The organism is Sphingobacterium sp. BIGb0165 (assembly GCF_024810095.1).
GTDB classification, from domain to species: Bacteria; Bacteroidota; Bacteroidia; order Sphingobacteriales; family Sphingobacteriaceae; genus Sphingobacterium; species Sphingobacterium detergens.
Map to the genome: position 1 here is coordinate 257,431 of NZ_JANUEB010000011.1, position 17,847 is coordinate 275,277.

Annotated in this window: 13 protein-coding genes; 4 read left to right on the forward strand and 9 right to left on the reverse strand. The window is 38.4% G+C overall.

The annotated features are described in order from the left end of the window. Positions 1-118: 118 nt before the first annotated feature. From M2408_RS24165 to M2408_RS24180, 4 genes are all read right to left on the reverse strand, one after another. Positions 119-2,812, reverse strand: a complete 2,694-nt coding sequence (locus tag M2408_RS24165; RefSeq protein ID WP_259187147.1) for a carboxypeptidase-like regulatory domain-containing protein — start codon at positions 2,810-2,812, stop codon at positions 119-121. Then, complete coding sequence (locus M2408_RS24170; RefSeq protein WP_259187148.1) at positions 2,793-3,572, reverse strand: GLPGLI family protein; 780 nt, start codon at positions 3,570-3,572, stop codon at positions 2,793-2,795. The genes M2408_RS24165 and M2408_RS24170 overlap by 20 nt, the downstream gene beginning before the upstream one ends. Before the next feature lie 80 nt (positions 3,573-3,652). Continuing rightward, positions 3,653-3,976, reverse strand: coding sequence for a hypothetical protein (locus M2408_RS24175; RefSeq protein WP_259187149.1), 324 nt, complete (start codon positions 3,974-3,976; stop codon positions 3,653-3,655). Positions 3,977-4,540: 564 nt separating this feature from the next. Next, positions 4,541-4,684 carry a hypothetical protein gene (locus tag M2408_RS24180; protein WP_259187150.1) on the reverse strand — a complete coding sequence of 48 codons (144 nt, stop codon included), beginning with the start codon at positions 4,682-4,684 and terminating at the stop codon, positions 4,541-4,543. Between the two features lie 824 nt (positions 4,685-5,508). On the opposite strand from M2408_RS24180, the gene M2408_RS24185 reads away from it, so the two are divergent. Further along, entirely contained in the window at positions 5,509-5,955 is a 447-nt protein-coding gene (locus M2408_RS24185; RefSeq protein ID WP_259187151.1) for a nuclear transport factor 2 family protein, read from the forward strand. Between the two features lie 149 nt (positions 5,956-6,104). Here the strand turns inward: M2408_RS24185 and M2408_RS24190 are convergent, their stop codons facing one another. The 4 genes from M2408_RS24190 to M2408_RS24205 are packed head-to-tail and all read right to left on the reverse strand — an operon-like array spanning position 6,105 to position 12,980. Beyond that, positions 6,105-7,784 (reverse strand): hypothetical protein, encoded by a 1,680-nt coding sequence (locus M2408_RS24190; protein WP_259187152.1) that lies wholly within the window; start codon positions 7,782-7,784, stop codon positions 6,105-6,107. Positions 7,785-7,793: 9 nt separating this feature from the next. After that, positions 7,794-9,503 carry an IPT/TIG domain-containing protein gene (locus M2408_RS24195; RefSeq protein WP_259187153.1) on the reverse strand — a complete coding sequence of 570 codons (1,710 nt, stop codon included), beginning with the start codon at positions 9,501-9,503 and terminating at the stop codon, positions 7,794-7,796. Positions 9,504-9,513: 10 nt separating this feature from the next. After that, positions 9,514-11,250 (reverse strand): DUF4873 domain-containing protein, encoded by a 1,737-nt coding sequence (locus tag M2408_RS24200; protein ID WP_259187154.1) that lies wholly within the window; start codon positions 11,248-11,250, stop codon positions 9,514-9,516. Positions 11,251-11,267: 17 nt separating this feature from the next. Further along, positions 11,268-12,980: a hypothetical protein gene (locus M2408_RS24205; protein ID WP_259187155.1), complete on the reverse strand. Its 1,713-nt coding sequence runs from the start codon at positions 12,978-12,980 to the stop codon at positions 11,268-11,270. 194 nt (positions 12,981-13,174) lie between these two features. Here M2408_RS24205 and M2408_RS24210 point away from each other — a divergent pair, with 194 nt between their 5' ends. From M2408_RS24210 to M2408_RS24220, 3 genes are all read left to right on the forward strand, one after another. Next, a complete protein-coding gene (locus M2408_RS24210) occupies positions 13,175-13,621 on the forward strand; it encodes a nuclear transport factor 2 family protein (RefSeq protein ID WP_259187156.1) in 447 nt (148 codons plus the stop codon). 420 nt (positions 13,622-14,041) lie between these two features. Beyond that, the gene (locus M2408_RS24215; protein WP_259187157.1) at positions 14,042-14,521 is read left to right on the forward strand and encodes a hypothetical protein; all 480 of its coding nucleotides are present in this window, start codon (positions 14,042-14,044) and stop codon (positions 14,519-14,521) included. Between the two features lie 945 nt (positions 14,522-15,466). Continuing rightward, positions 15,467-16,249 carry a S41 family peptidase gene (locus M2408_RS24220; protein WP_259187158.1) on the forward strand — a complete coding sequence of 261 codons (783 nt, stop codon included), beginning with the start codon at positions 15,467-15,469 and terminating at the stop codon, positions 16,247-16,249. A 288-nt stretch (positions 16,250-16,537) separates the two neighbouring features. Here the strand turns inward: M2408_RS24220 and M2408_RS24225 are convergent, their stop codons facing one another. Beyond that, positions 16,538-17,803: a pyridoxal-dependent decarboxylase gene (locus tag M2408_RS24225; RefSeq protein ID WP_259187159.1), complete on the reverse strand. Its 1,266-nt coding sequence runs from the start codon at positions 17,801-17,803 to the stop codon at positions 16,538-16,540. Positions 17,804-17,847 lie beyond the last annotated feature (44 nt).

A 17,847-nucleotide genomic window follows, 5' to 3' on the forward strand; every position in this document is an offset into this window, starting at 1 on the left:
AAATATATTGTTGGTTTATATTTTTTTAAATGTACCAAAATTCTATAAAAATACCACGCAGCTGAATGGTTAATTTATGCCGTAAAGCTATATAGCGAGATACGGCTGTAATAAAGACTTAAAAGTTATAGTCTATCCCAAAGCTTATGTACCAGGGCAAGAGCCGGTATTCGGTGGAGGAACGCGAAATGTCTGTGAGCAGCATGTTTCTGAAAGAGCGGGTGTTAAAAATGTTTTTAGCCGTTATGTCAAAACGGGTTTTGTATTTTTTAAGGTCATAAAACACTGAAAAATCCGAAAAATAATAAGTTTGGGCTTTTTGTTGGGGCATGGCTCCAAAGCGATAAGATTCGTTCTTGAGGCTAAACTGCAGATCGTCACTAAAGCGCAAAAAGAGATTCAAAAAAGCTTGACCATTTTTCAAGGTGTTTGTGCTACCTTCTGTACGGTAGCTGTTGGTTTGCAGAAGATATCCTGTATATATATTGAAGCTAGATTTCCAGGAACTCCTGAACGACAGCCCATAATCATATCTGTTTGTGCGAATTCGCCTGCGTCCCAAGCCGGTCACCAAAGTTTCGTAATCAGCAGTGTTGAAGCCTACATCCAAGCGTATATTTCCTTTTAAGGGTTTTAGATAATAATTTAGCTCTCCTTTGTAAGAGGTCAAGGTTTTGTTTTTGAGCAAGAGCTGTTGCACAAGGTTAAAATTGGGGTTGAGGTTGCTTTCTGTTCCAATATAATCAAGCAAAATCTGATGGCCGATATGGAGGTTGGCAAAAAAACGGTCGCTCATATTGCCGTAGGTGTACAGGAGTGTTCCGCCCGAACTGCTCAAGGTAGCTAAGTTATCCATACCCTTTATAAAATTGCGTACACCGGTAGTGTAATAGTTGGGTATAAGTTCAGTAAGTTTGGCGTTCTGCTGTTGAAAAAACAAATCAGTTTCCAGCCGTCCTTTGCGGTGTATGGCCCATTTGCCCGATAGGCCAGGAGAGAGCTGTAGGTTGTTTTTGCGTTTTTGTACCTCAAAATTAACCAACCCACTGTTTACCATACCCACTTGCAGGCGAGGAGTAACTTCCCAGGAGCGATGTTTTACCGTGTATTTGGAAATAAGGTTAGTCTGAAACAAGCGGAGGGTCATTTCATTGGCAAACTTTGGCGGGTATAGCGCCGTGTTGCGCTCCACTTCGGGGTCGGGCAATAGCTGTAGTTGGGTGTTGAGCTGCTGCTGTTGATAAGTTGAGCTTAGCCCAAGTTCAAAAAAATTACCGTTTTGTTGTCGGCTTACATAATGTGTTGTAGCCCCCAGGTAGCGTAGGTTGTTATCTATATGCTGTTGTACCTCGCTCACCGAGTTGGACCCGAAGAGACCTTCGTAATAGTATTGATTGATGCTGTAATCAACTGGCGACCGCTGGTTTATAAAGCGTATGGAGCTGACCAGCGCTTTCCGCTCCGACAATTTGTAGCTATACGTTAGGTTGTGGTTGGTGAGATAGCCTTTGTTTTTGGTGGTTTCTAAGCTGGCTATGTTATTAAAAAGCAGGGTTCCCACCTCGTGGCTGTTCAGAGACCCCAGGGTACCACTATAATTAAGTGTGGTATGGGGGGTGGGTTCGTACTGCAGTTCCAGTTTGGTGAAATAATTGTCAATTTTGCGTGCAAATTCATAGTTTTCGGTGGTGGTAAATTGAATATCCTCTAGGGTATACTCCTGCACGCTATTGCGGTAAAACGACTTTTTAGTGGGGTTGACAAAGCCCAACCATTTGATTTTGAATGCCGATGTAGGATTTAAAATTGTATTTAGTGAAATGAGCTTGTCGTTGTTGAAATTCGTGCGTCGATAATCGAAATTGGGCAGGTTTGGCGTATTGTCAATAAGGGTAGGTGTGCTTACATCCATACCAATTTGCCCAGGTTCGTTGGCCGAACCAGACTGAATAAGGTGGTTGATACTGCTTACGGCATCGTAACCATTGTTGTTGGCGCTGGCCAAGAGGTAATATTTGTTGCGCTTGCCAAAATTCATGAGATTGGCGCTAGCTTGGTAATATTTTGGACCAATTGGCGAACCCTGCAGCCCTACCGAACCCAGCCATTGGTTTTTGCTATCGGCTTTCAGTTGCAGGTTGAGGGCTACCTTGTCTGAGTTTTCAATACCTTTTAATTGTTTGTTGTTGGAATAGCGCTGTAGTACCTGAATTTTTTCAAGCGGCTGCACACTCATATTTTGTGTAAGCAGGCGGTAGCCCTTTTCAAAGAAGTCGTCACCTTCTACCATTACCTTTTCCACCTCTTTGTTGCCGATCTTAATGCTACCATCGGTACCTACGTTAATCCCCGGAATTTTACGTAGCAAATCTTCTACGTTGCGTTCATCGCCCTGCAAAAAAGAGTTTACCGCCAGTTCGATTGTATCTCGGCTATGTAGATAAGGCTGTTTGGCATGCACGATTACCTCTTGTAAACGCTGTACGCCACCGACTTGCATTTGCGCGTCAATAAGGGTGTCTGTTTGTATAGGGGCAATTGTCAGACTAAGCGGTTCAAAGCCAAGTGATTTGAACTGCAAAATGAACTTTCCTCTTTGCGTGGTTTGCAAACGGTAATTTCCCTGGGCATCACTAAAAGAGTAGGCCAGCATTTGGGAATCGGCGGCAAGGCGCAAAGCAATGCGTACACCGCCCAAAGCTCCATCTTTGACACTAACTCTGCCATGTATGACTACCTGTGCCTGTGCAAATACCGGTAACAGGCATACCCCAAGCCACCCTACTAACTGCTTAATTTTTTTCCCACTCATATACTTGCTCTACACTGCCACGAACTTTTTTGCGTTCCACAGTTACACCTTCTATCAGGGGCATTTTGCTCATCATCATGCGCATCCGTTCTTCGTTTTCGAGATCTTCTTTTTTTATGTAGCTCTCCAGGCTGAGCTTAGGCAGCGCATTCATGTATTTTTCGTTAACAGGTACATCGCCTGTGTAGGGGTATTCAATTTCTTTAAGCAGCCAGTATTGAGGGTTGGCCCCTTCGTTGTATAGCATTACGATAAGACCGGGCAGACCACCAAATTTGTAAGGCCCGGCAGGCACCGGAATATCGTTAGTATAATAGGCCACTAGGGTAGTACCGCGGTAAGTGGTGGTGGCCTTGTTGCATATATGTTTGCCTAGGGTATCGATATCGGTGTAGCTAGTGTTCCACACTAGGGGCGGAAAATCGTCGCTAACGAAGTAGTTGCTGCCTTTGAGCGAGCGGGTTTCGAGCAGTTTGGGTGCATTACTTTTTTGGATAATGATGTTTCTATAGGTTTTGCCCATATCTAGTGTAGTCGACATGCTACCACTCAGTTCCTCATCATTGGAATTGTCAGTGGCCTGGGGCTTGGGCTGTGGCAGCGAATCGCGAACGGACGTTTTTACCCCGTCCTGAAAATAAACCTCTTCCCGAAAAGTAGCCATGGGCGATGGTAGGTATTGGTATACCGCCTTTAGCTTTTGTCCATGGGAAACCGTTGTGGCCAGTGATAATAGAAAGAATAAAAAGTATTTGTTCATGATCGTTGGATTTGGAAAAGCGAGGCCTGAGCCCCGCTTAAAGTTTTGCATTTGTAATTAGAATGAAATATATCCTCAGGCTATATCCCTAGTTCGCCATGAGCAAGCATATGTCTATAAACCGCTTTGCAAGTGCTGAAGAATCCTGAACAAGAATTTTCTACATAGGTCTGCGAAGTGAAGGTGTCAATCAGTTGACCACTACCATTGTAAACATTTAGCGTGTAAACACATTTTGTCAACATGTCTTTGCTTTCCTTTGCCGCTTCGGTAGCTTTAACCGGGGTGTTGTTTTTGGCAAGCTTGTAAGTGGTTGTTTTTACATTTGCATTTTCTTTGGGGGCATTTGCGTCCGTGCCGGCAAATGCTGCAGTTGATAGCGCAGCTACGGCTACCAAGCTCATCAATAATTTTTTCATTTTTTTAAGTTTTGTTGTTTAACCATACATGCCTTTTGGGACATGTTTTAATTATCTGAGAATAAAAGTAGGACAAGGAAATAAATTGATGTAGACCGTTTGGAATTCGCAAGGGCTGATCTATTATTCGCGCTTACTTATTCGATTTTAGTTTTTTGTACTTGGTGACTCCTTTGCTCAATTGGGAGAAAGTCCTACAGCAGGCTCACCACGGGGAAATAATATTTATAAACTCAGCATCGCTATTTTGTCTAATACCAAAGGTAAAAGAGGAAACAAAAGGGGGGCGGAGAGGTAGGTAGTCTTAACGATAAGTGAGTTCGGTAAAGATTGAAGCTATTTGTAAAAACGAAAGCAGGGCATAGGCAACGCTTTCGTTTTGTGGTATGCATTACACATTGAACCTATAATAGTGTACTTTGGGTTGTGTGTAATAATTGCGCACAACCGCTAGTTGAAGACGCATAATCTGTGTAGACTGCGCTACATAACAGGACAATAGCTGTAAATACTTACTTTGAAATTACAGCGGATGAATGCTGCAGTCGCTTATGTGGATTCTTTGGTAACCCGAGTTGTATTGTTGGCAAGGCGGTGGGTAGTTGTTTTCATACTTGCATTTTCTTTGGGAGCTTTTGCAGTTGTACCAGCAAATGCCCCAGTTGATAGCGCAGCAATGACTACCATACTCATCAATAATTTTTTTATTGTTTTTAAGTTTTTTGTTTAACCAAATACGCCTTTTGGAGCACGTTTTAATTCTGTGGTAAATAAAATAAGGGTAGGGAATGAACTGACATAAACGATTAGGATCAGTTGGGGATGATTTATTATTCGCAAGTAGCTTTTTTACGTCAAAAGGGCCTGATGTTAATCAGACCCTTTCTCTTAGCGTTTATTTGTACAGTAATTTTTATGTTTCCTATCGTTTCCTCTTTTTTGTTTCGTCATCCAATGTGTTTTGAATACTATTGGATTCTCACTATACGACGCCAATTTTTATGTTGATCCTTCCTTTCGAAAGGTAGCTAATAGCCGCTTTGTACAATAAGAACAATAGCTGATTTAAAATAGTTTTACTGGAGTGAATTATTTTTGATCACCTGAGCTGATTTATCTCTTCCATTAAATCTTGTTCTGTACTTCTGTAAGCTGAGCATTATATCCTATTGTTCTTGGTTCGGGAAGGCCATTATTCCTCAATATGTCAGATCGTATCAAACTCAATTTAATCAGTACTAAGCGCTATTCTTGTGGTAGTAATTTGCATATTTTCCATCCTTATAATAGAATTTCATCCACCTTTAAATCTCAAATCTAATTTCATATAGATAACGAATGAGAAGAACTCGACATTAAAGTCGGTTAAACGTTATATTTCTTTACCCTTTTATTCCCGCCATTTACCGAGTTTTCCAGATCGTTGGTCTAAAGTCCATAGGCTAGGGGCGTATTGTGTCGTAGTTTTGAGTCAACAAATAAGAACTAAAAAACTAACAATATAAAATAAAGACATTATGAACTCATTATTAAAAACATTCGCAGCAGCAGCCTTAATCGCAGTATCAACATTTGCAATGGCAGCAGAAGGTCCAGGTTCAAAACCAGCAAAAGCAAACGTTAACCTTTCCACAGCAGACTTTGCTTTAGAGCACTATGTTGCGGTTACGACAGAAGGCGAGTCGACAGGAGTAGAGCAATTGTTTGCTGAAGATTTCAGCCAAAAGGTTCAATCAGCAAATGCAAAGACCAACAGCCGTAATGAAGTCGTTAAATACTTGAAAAAACAAAAAGGCGAGAAACTAAATTGTACAGTAACTACAGACATTATCGAAGAATCAGCAGATTATATGGTAGCTAAGGTGACCCTTAAATTTGAAAACTTCAGCAAGACTGACCTCGTGACTTTGGTACGTGAAGGTAATAACTGGAAAGTGTCCAGTTCAGTCAACTCCTATAAATAGTCCCCAATAACTAGTTGTCAGCTCCGTCATACCGGGAGCTGACAGCTAGTGAATCATATGTTTATTTAAGGCCACATCGCGAGATGTGGCTTTTTTACATCAGGCTCTTTTCTTCTAACGTTTCACTGCATCGTAATTTTTATGCGGATTTATATAATTTCAAAATATTCGTTTGATTCGAAAACTTGGTTGTCAATCAATATTTTTATTTTTGTCTTTCCTTTTTTGTTGACCGTAGGAACCATAAATTCCATTTCTCCAAGTTTGACGGATATAGGGCTAACCTCAATACCTCCGATCCCGATTCGGTAATAATTTGTCTTTGCACCCCGTACTTTTAATTTGACAATATCTCCAGGAGCTCCTTTGGTAGGATAGAAGCTATCTATACTCAATCCGTTTACTTTTATGACTTTACTATCAGCCTCAAAAAAATTGCCACCATACTTTGCATAGCCTATTTTTACATTGTTATCCCCTTTTAAAAGGGTAAAAGGACATGGAAATACAAGTTCACCATTCTTGGGAAAGCCAAAATATACCTCGAAGTCACCTGATTTTATAACATATTCTTGATTAGGTAGGAAATTCCCTTTTATACGTATCGGGTCTTCATAATAACCAGTCCCAGCGTCTACAGCAGTAATACGAAGGTTTTGAATGATCAATTGGTCATTGATTTTAAGATCGCCGTATACGTTGCTATTGATGGCTATAGGATATTTTCCTTCCGGAATGTCCGCAATATGTACCGGAATATCCTTTTCAAAATTAATCATAGCAAGATCTCCCTCATACTTCCCTATTGCTAATTTATACTTGCTATTGACAAGATATTTGAAAAAATCGAGTCCTTCAAGTTCTGTATGTCCAAAAGGGTGCACTATTTTATACTTTAGCGCTGCTGTTTTCATATCGGGAACCTCAAGATTCCATGTTTCTTTGAGGTAAATTGTATCCTGCCCCCAGATGTAGCCTAATTTATAGGAATGTCCATTAAGCGGGAGGTAAGGAGCATAATAATTGTCTTCATAGCGCAGTACTTTGTCACCTAAAATAATTTTAAAATCGTGATATAAGTAATCTGATAACCCAATAGCCTTCAGCTTGATTGGATCTGTATAATAGTGTGTCCCCGGACTCGGCGGCAATAACCGCGCAGCAATTTTAAAACTTAATAAATATTGCCGCACTTCCTGATAATTTATTTTTTTTGATAACACCATGCGAGCGTCGGCCCCATGGTATAGATTCTTACTGGGCATCGTAAAAGTTAGCGATTCTTTCTCCTTGTCCAGCGTAAAAGGGATTTCGTTGTTCTCACCGTTGTAGGCATTCCCGATAGAGAGTTTAAACAAATCATCTACCTGTTTAAATCGGCCTTTGATCGTGATGATATCACCGGGACTGGCATATTGTATTTTGGAATTGTCTACCCAGATATCATTGACCGTAAAATATACAGGTCTTCCTTCGTATGTATTTTTATCAGTCTTTACATAAAAAATATATTGATAAAATTCACCGATTTTGAAAGTCGATTGGAGGTCATAACTTATTATACCCACTTTTGCTTGTTTACCTAAAGAGATCGTTCTGAAGGTTGTTTCTTCCCTTAATGCAATCTTAAAGCCATAGTCAATTATCTGTTCATCATTTAGATAATGGATTTCGCCATATAAAATGGCGTGATTGTTTCTGAGATCCCCGGCCTCTAGCGTACCTACTGTTATTGGTGTTTTATCGATTACCTGTTCATCCTTCTTACATGAACCAAGAACGAAAAATAAAAGAATGATGTAAGTGAGTTTGATAATGTGCTGCTTCATGGTCTTTGATTATTGGATTTCTAGCAATGTTTTTGCTTCAACTTTTCCATAGTTAGTATCCATCCATACCTTATATTTACCCGGCTTTATTCCTTGAGGAATGTTGATTATTCGTTCATTTTCATTTAAATTATATGCATAAACCTCTTGCCCCCCAATGTAAAATTTAAACTCATTGGACAAGCCTTTACCTTCTAAAATGATAGCGTATTCGCTGGTGATTGTGTGCGGACTGAAATCCGAAATAATAGGCATTTTTATTTCGATGGTTTTCTCTTCGGGGGCATAAAACTTTTTGCTATCATAGTATCCATGGTAATAGGTCTTGATTTTATACTGGCCTGGTCTTAGCTGCGGTATTTTAAAACTAACGAGATTATTTTTCAATTCACTGTTATATACAGCATTTCCGCCGGAAAATTCTAGGTTGTAACCTACTGTATTGTAAAAGTTTCCTGTTAGCTGGGCCGTATCTCCCGAAAAAAATATATTTTGATTGATAGCATCCCAATGTAATCTCTTCACTTCAACTTTCTGTTTGCTGGTGACAGTGGATAATCCACTTGTCAGGGTAACCGCATATTTTCCGTCCTGGAGATTGTCCGGGATAGTCAAATAGGTACTGGCGCCGCTATTCCCGATAAATCCTGTTGCAGCCGAATTGCCCACAAGTATTTTAGAGATTTCATCACCAAAATATTTATAAAAATCAATTCCTGTAGCCTCTATCATGCAGTCAGGATGGGTTAGTGTCGTTGCGAATGTGATATTTTCTCCTGAAGGTTGTTCGAGTAGGATTTTTTTATCGAAATAGATGCTATCGCGGCCATTGGCATATCCCAGTCGAAAAGATTCGCCTTTGAGCTTCGCTATCTGGCGGAAAAATAGATTATTTGTAAAAGGGATGCGTTGGTCATCGATCAATAGAAATAAGTCATCCGCATAACCATATTGGGGTAAACCGATACCATTGATCTGAATCCCCTCATTAAAAGCGAAACTATTTTTACTCGGTTCGGTGATTTTAGCAACTATTTTTGTTTCGATCAGCTGTTTTGAACTTACATATTCACGTCCGTTAAGCGGTTTTTGAAGCGTAATCGCCAATTTGTTTCCATGGTAATATCCACTTTTTGGCAGGGTTACAGCTAAAGTTGTTTTGTTGTCTTTTAGCGTAAAAGCTAACCGTTGTTCGGTATTTCCGTCAGCAATTAAATAGTAATTTTCCTTAAATTGCTTAAAATTTCCTTTGAATAATACGGTCTCTCCAAGATAAGCCAATACAAGTTTGTTGTCTGTGACGTTAATATTGTCCACATTGAAACGGACAGGCTGACTTTTGTAAAAACCTTTAGCAGTCTTGACATAGAATACATATTGATAGATTAAATCTAGATCAAAAGGTTCTTTTACGGTCAAAGTGAAGTCTACTGTTTTGCCATTGATCAATTTTTGTTTGCCAGCGGAGATCTCCTGTAGGATGGTACTTCCGGATTGTTTAGTCTCGGATAAAATAAAGCCTACATCCAAAATTTCTTCCTTATTTGAGGTTGTTATTTCACCATGCATGGTGACTTGGGAATCTTTCACTTCCGAAGGTGCCATAGCAACTACCGTCATTGGCGTGTTAATAACGACGACTTCCTCTGTTTTCTTACAGGCCGATAGCGCTGCAATGATGGAAACGCCAATTTGTATGTGTCGAATGGTTCTTTTCATAATAACTTTTCTATTGAACTTCGAAATAGTCTGGTGATAACAGAATTGTATTTCCCCAGGCCGCGGCTGAAATCCGCACTTTTCCTTTTGTCTGAAAAGCAGGAATGGTAATCGTGACCTCATCTACATTTTTTATGAGCGGGTATACTTGCGTATCGCCAACCCGGATCATATGCGCCAGGCCGATTCCCTTTCCTTTGAGCTGTACAACAGTTCCTGGTAGCCCGGTTTTTGGCGATAAACTGTCGAAAGTCATACCTAAGCTTTTAAATGGCAATGCTTTCGGATGCATATACAGGTGCCATCCGGTTTCCGTAAATTCGTTATACACAATATGTAGTGACTCACTTTCTTGAAAGAATGTCTGGACCTGGAATGTTAATTTACCATCCTCACTACATACCACTGGCATTTTAAAGAAATCGTCCCCATAAATCGTGTACTCAAATCCTTTGATGAAATTTCCAGTGAGCGTTAGGTAGTCGCCCACATAGGCCTCGCTTTTATCAATAGACGTCCAGTCAAACTTTTTGATCTGTATCGTCTTTGTACTTTCGATATTAAAAAATCCGTTGTCCAGACGTAATTTATATTGCCCTTCCGGAATATTCTTGATCGGTATCGAAATGGTTTCCGTTGGATAATCGCCATTTACCTCCATCTCATTAACCTGATATTTGCCAAAAAAATATTTTGTTTGGTACATATCAAAGAATGAATAGAATGAAAAACCATTGACAATAGCGTGCGTATTGGGGTGCGCTACTGCATTGACAAAATATATATCTGCAGCATTGGGGGACCGGATGATATAATCAGCCGAAAATAATACGCTGTCTCTGCCATTTTTATAGCCAATTTTAAAGCTTTTTCCCACTAGCCCTTTCAGGTCTTTGATAGCAATTTCCCGTGTATAAGGAATAGTAATGTTTCCTATGATTATCTGAAAAGACTTGTCATTATCCCCAGAGTATGGTAAACAGGAACCATAGAATCGTATAAGGTCAGTAAAACCATAGGTCAGTATGGCAGGTGGAACGAGTTTACCTAGTAAACTGATTTGAACCAATTGTCTGTTGAAAGAACCATTTGCTGAATTTTTCTGTAGATCTATTGTTAGCTTTTTACCATGTTGGGAGCCGTCGACATCTGGGATTTTAAACGTTAGGCTCTTACCGTCTGAGGCGATTTGATAGTCAATTTGTTGGGTTTTATCTAATCTACCATACAATTTGTAGCTACCATCCAGCATTGAAAAACGACCTTTGAGATGCACTACTTCACCTGGCATTCCCAAGATCTCCGAGGGTGATTCTACCTGCATACCATCCATCTGAAATGAATTCAATGAGCCTTTGAAGAAGCCATTTTTAGTCTTGACATAAAAAGCGTAGGAATAGACTGTATTCATGTCAAAATTTTCTTCAGGTTTATAGATGAAAACGACATCCTTATCGTTCATTTTCTTACCTACCGGAATTTCCAACTCTGGCCTGGCATATCCGCTGTTCTCTTTGATACTCAATATAAAACCATATTCTAGAATATTGGGAAGCATAGCCATTTCACCCACCGTTCCATGGAGGACGATCGAAGATTCCGTCATTTTTTCAAAGCTTCCGGTGATTGCACTTATTTGGGTGTTCGTGGGAGGCTCCGTCTTATTTTCTTTCTTGCAGGCCGTCAAGATGCAGCATAATATTGCTATTAACTGCACAAATTTTGTTGTCCCCGCTTTAGCGTACATTTTCATAAATTTTTTGGTTATAATAATTCAAATGCCTCTTTGCATTCAATCCAATCCGTTTTGTATTGTGCACTGATGCGCACCTTTCCTTTGAAGAAGACATCCCTGGGTATAAATACTTGCGGTTGGTCTATTGTTCCACCCACTGAGATCAAGCGGACACCACCCATAAAAATCGCGCAGTAGCCTAGCCCTTTTCCCTTTAATGTGATAACATCACCAGGCTTAGCCGATTTTGGATAAAAATCATCAAAGATAGGAGCGAGGACTTCAACTTGATGTTCGGTGGGGAATACATGCTGTTTGCCATGATCGTCATTGTACATCACCGTAATTTTTACTTTTCCAGGCTTAATATTGGGGATATCGAGGGTAGCGCTACCATTGGAAACCTGCAAGCTCTCATCTCCCTGATCCCCTAATCTGGCATAGTAGTGATCTCCCGCAATGAAATTACCCGGAATTTTTATCTGTGCACCATAATATCCTTTTGATGAGCTTGCTCCGCTTATATTTAGGGACTTTACGACAATTTTTTCTTTACTTTCAAATCTGGCAAAAGGTCCCTCCATAATAAAAGGATAGCTTCCATCTGGTATATCACTGATCGTTATTTTATCATCGCCGTTCCATGTTGCATTGTAACTGGCGCTTTTACCGCCTACACTCATCGTTGGCATAAAACTATAATTATAGGGAATAATACCTGTGACAGGAATCGACCGCCCTGGATGAACAAAAGATCGACGGATAACCAAATCTGTAGGTTTTGGGGTATTAAGAGTAATCTTCTTGTCGAAAATAACGGTATCCCGCCCATTATAGTAACCGATTCTATAGGCCATTTTGGGCTGATCATAGATCATGTCACTCAGTAATAACTCTTGATAATAAGGGAACAGCTTATCACCAATGATGACATAAAATGACGAAGCCCGATCGGGGGGGAGCCCTACTCCCGACAGGCGCAGGTAATCATTGTAATTATAATTATATTGCGTGGGTGGGGTGAGTGTTCCCAATATGCTAACCGATGCCAGACCGATATCGCTATTTAAATTTGTTACGCTTTGGATTGGACTTAGATAGAAACTGAGATCTACGCCATGGCGATACCCGCTTGGTACCGTAAATGTTATTTTCTTATTTGTGGCGTCGATATTATAATCTATTTCTATTGGGCTGTTGTAATCGCAACGAAGCTTATAGTTTTCCTTTTTTATATCTTTGAAGTCACCGCTTACTGTGATTGTCTCCCCAGCGGTTGCTAATAAGCCAGTTTGATAGTCTATAAAAACATTTGATAACTGAAACTTGACGGTTTCACCATAATAGGTACTTTTGTCCGTTTCGATATAAAATCTATATTCTCCCCGACCAGTTTCGAGGACTTCCGCTGGCGGTTCAATTTTCTTCAGTACCTTACCCATCTGAATGGTCGTTCCCAATGAATATTTTTTTTCCTCTTGAGACGATCCAAAACCAGATTTCAATACGAACCCATGATCCTTTATTTTTTCACTATTGAGATACAATACACGGCCCGCAAACACGATACTCTTCCTGTTGGCAGCATCAACGCCTATAGTTTCTAATTTTAGGGGCTGATTTTCTACTGGCGTGGGTTGTTCGCTCTTTTTGCAACTAAAGCAAATCATTAAAATTAAAAAATAGAGACCAAGTGTTTTCCCTTGGGATTTATTCACCTTGCTAGGAGGAGTACTTTTCATTTTTTTATTTGGCTAAATAAGTAGCCAAAGATATAATTATTTTTTTTATCTGCAGTATCTCACCTGCCCAATCCCGTCATTCACCGAGTTTTCCTGTCCGTTAGTCTAAAGCCCATAGGTCAGGGGCATATTGTGTCGTAGTTTTGAGTCAACAAATAAGAACAACAGAACTAACACAATAAAATAAAGACATTATGACAACGCTAGTAAAAACATTCACAGCAGCAGCTTTAATCGCAGTATCCACTTTCGCTATGGCCGCAGAAGGTCCAGGTTCAAAATCAGCGAAAGCAAACGTTAACCTATCTACAGCAGACTTTGCTTTAGAGCACTATGTTGCGGTAACGACAGAAGGTCAATCAGCAGGAGTGGAGCAATTGTTTTCGGAGGATTTCAATCAAAAGATCCAATCGGCAAATGCACAGTCTCATAGCCGTGAAGCAGTGGTTAAATCTCTGAAAAAACAAAAAGGTGAGCGCTTGAATTGCGTAGTAAGTACCGATATTATTGAAGAGTCAGCAGATTATATGGTGGCTAAAGTAACTTTGAAATTTGAAGACTTTACCAAGACTGATCTGGTAACTTTGGTACGTGAAGGGAATAACTGGAAAGTATCCAAATCGATCAATTCATATAAATAAGAGCCATCTCGAATAAATATATAAATGTTGTAGAGCCACGTCGAGAGATGTGGCTTTTATTTTTTTTCGTATTATTGTGAGTTGATAGCCATACCTATAGAAATGAGAGTATATAAATAATTAAAATGAAAAAAAATAAAATGCTATGGGTTCTTATAAAGTATTGTTTGTTTTTATTTTCCCTTTATACTCTTGTAAATCTTTTTTCAGGTGAAATTAAGTTTTCCGAAATTCCATCGTATGTACTAAGTCTCATAATACGACTTTTTGTTTGCATTTTTATTGCCTTTATTATCCATTTTATCCTAGTTAAACTATTTCGATTTAAATAGATTTTGAGTTGGGTAATATGGCACAATACAATATAAAATAGCTAATAGACAGAGCGTCGTTGACAATGGGATTAAATAATAAAAATGAATGAAAAAGTTTAAATATTATCAATCCATTGGTATTTTAATCCTATTAAGCGGTTTCTTTTCCTCTTGCGACTTTATCGCTGCTGGGAGTAATTTAATGGCAGAACGATATGAATTTGAAATAACGCAGGATTCTCTGATCAAAAAGATAACTGCTTATAATAATATGAATCTCCAAGATTCGTTATTTAAAATCGGTACGGGCAATCCATATTTTTACGAAGGTTATATTAATGATTCAAAAAATAATGATATCTATTGGGTATTAATTCCGGTTCCACCTGATCCCCTCACCGAATTATTGCTTATCTCCGTAGAAAATAAGCAGTCCGGAGAGATAACACCTGTTAATAACAAACCTAAAAACGAAGAAGAGATCAATGATAGAAAAATTGCTATAGAAAATTTTAAAAAAAAGGTATTGGATAATATTGGATTGCGGTACAAACATACGGGGAACGCGATGAACAAGGTTTATTGAACCTGTTAAGTTATTGAAGTATGGCGAACGCATTGAAGCTGAGAGACAGATGGAGTGTTTTTTGTCAACTTATTTGACAAAAGTTTCTGTTTTGCCTTTTATCAATTTTTTGATCTGCCCATACCTAACGAAAAGTTTATCCTATTCTTTTTCATGGTATTATTTATTGCTTTATTTCAACTCATTACTTGCCTAAATGGTTTTGATTCCTCCTTCATATGGCACTTGCTGGTACCAGCACTGCTAGCTGTTATTTATATCGTAATCAGCGTATCAGTTGTATTCCGTTACCTATATAATCAAAAGAAGATTGGGCGTTAAAATGGAAATTATCTATTCAATATTTATATATTAGCAGGTTTTTATAGTCTATATTGCACTATAGGACTTCCAAGTTTCTTTTCGATAGTTATGCTTACACTATTTTTTATATTCAATGTGCTCAGATGCATATCACATTTGAAAAACCTAGATTAGACTGAATACTTATTGTTTACAGCAATAAGCAAAATAAATTCCCATCTCAGCTATCCGTTCCTGTCATTTACCAAGCTTTCCCAACACTTGGTCTGTTTTCAAACTAAGGTTTATTATTTAAATAATTAATCGATGAAAAAGATATTTATTTTTATTTTATATTAGAGCATGATGAGACATTGCTTACTTATTGTACTATCGTTTTTAATATTTTGTTTTAATGCAGTTGCCCAAAATAAGGACATCCTGAATTTAACAAATGCTTTTATTGATACCGTTAAATCCAATGCATATTCCAGGGCCAATGTAAATTGGGATTCTGTTGCTCCGATTATCATCAAGAAAAGTTGTGGTATCAAAGAAGCTAAAGATTTGCTCCCCTTATTCAAGATGGTTCTGAGCGATCTTCAGGATGTGCATTCCTCTCTACAATATCATGAGACCGATACGAGCATTAAAGAAGATTTTATGGTTCAGTTGAGGCAGATGGCGAAGATGACTGATGCAGATGCAGGCCTGCCTCCCAAAAATTATCAATCTTATATGATTGATAAAAAATATGCTTATATAAATATTCCTCCAGTTCGGTTGGAGCAGGCAAAATATATAGACACTATTGGAAAACAACTCAAATTTTTGGATGATAATAATCCCCAAGCTTGGATAATAGACCTTACCGAAAACAGTGGCGGAGCCAATTACCCCATGATATGGCATTTTGCGTCATTAATTGATGTCGATTACAGCTATTCAGATGTTTTGAATACGGGGGAGGAAAAAAAGATTTCGGTAGTTCTTAAACCAGAAGGCGAACAAGCTAAGCAAGTATATGATATTTTAGAGCTAGATCCCAAAAAACGTCCGCCCATTAAATTGAAGAATACGCAAGTTCCCATTGTTATTTTGACCAGTTATTATACCGCTAGTGCTGCCGAGGCATTTTTATTACATTTTAAAGGACAGAAAAATGTGATAACTGTTGGTCAAAAGACATACGGTCTCACATCGACCAATCAATATTATGAGATTGGGAATAATTTTTCTCTGGATTTGACTATAAGTGTTTTAAAAGACCGTAATGGGAAAAAATATAAAATTAACGAAGGAGTGAATCCTGATTTTCTTTTGCCATTTGATCATTCAAATATTAAAACCACGAATCAATTATTAGAAGCGGTGATTAATAGTAAGAAAGACTACATTGAAAAAGCTTTGGAAATTATAAGCAAGCCAAGTAATTTCTCTTTATGAAAATATATAGATTCACATAAAGTACTTTTACAGCAAATGATCATTAATAATTTTAGGAGAAGCGCTTGGCAATTTAGGAGAAAAATTAGAAGTAAACTTGATGAAATTATTGCTAATAAGTGGTTTAATAACCCTCAAGGTAGTTTTGTAGCAAGATGAAGAACTTAAATTTAGGTGAAGAAATCGGAGAAGATTAGGGAAAGGGTTAGTTGCAAGTGGTTGTTCGGAACTTCCGAACAACCACATAGCATGGCGCATTATGCAACAAAAAATGATTTTGCGGCTATTTTAATTTTCCAAAACTTTACGCTCTCTACTGCGGAATTCTTTCAATTCACTAATAAAATCATTTAGTGATTCTTGCTGTACATGGTCCATTACCACAATTTTATACCAATTGTTATCTTCGTCGTGCGAATCCGGAATTAAGCCAAATTTAACTGCTAGCTCTTTGGGCAAATCAGCTGATTTTATGGTAATGATATTCATATGTGAATCCCTATAAAAGCCAATTCCCAATTTTTCGAGTTCCTGACAACATACTTCTGTCCGGTAGTTCAGAATCTTCATTTTCTCTAACCATTGATGTGGGCCATAGGTCTGCAAAATCATCCAAATTGCCACAGCGTTTGCTCCAGAGCGACTTCCGCTCAAAGTGGTATCCATTCCATTGACATATTTCGCTTCTTTGGTAAAAACATTGTCTATCAATCCTTTTCTCGTGATAAATATACCAGTTCCATAAGGGGCTTGGAGCATTTTATGGGCATCCATGGTCACCGATGAGACGTGTTTATTGTTGAAACCGATATTATGGTTTTGATTGACAATTGGATAGATAAATCCCCCAAATGCCGCATCTATATGAAGTTTAAAATTAAGATCATATTTTATGAAAACTGAGGCATAATCATCTGGATTATCAACGCTTCCAAACATGGTGGTACCTGCATTTGAAATAACGATAGCATACTTTTTGCCATTTTTCACAGCTTCATAGACATACTTATCCAGTTGATCCGGCAGAATTTCTCTGGTATCAAAATCGACCGGAACAAGGACAAGATCAATATTCAATAAATTTGCAGCTTTATTGACCGAATAATGTGTGTCTTGCGATGCAATTAGGAAAATTTCATTACAACTGGCATTAAATGTATTGATGAAGAAATTTCTGTACATCCAACATGCTTGTATATTGGCTTCTGTACCTCCAGAGGTAACATATCCATCGCAATCTTCTTGAGATTGTAATATATCTTTACTTAAGATTTGAATGACATCTTTTTCAATATCTTGGGTGCCTTGAAAAAAAGGCTCCGATTCTCCGACAGTATGACAACCAATATGGTTAGGATTCTGAACAATTGTCTGCAGGAAAGGAGCTTCCTTTAAAAATTCAGCCTGTTCATAAAAAACTCTTCCATCCAATTTTGTTCCGGGAAGCCCTAATACGGGACTTTGGCTATAATTGATATTCTTAGCAAGTGCTTTGGATATTAGTTCTTTTTGAATCTCAACTCCAATTTTTTTCCAGTATTTATATTCTTTCATTTGGTGTTTTAAATTATTAACTTCATTTAGTCAAAATATAAAGC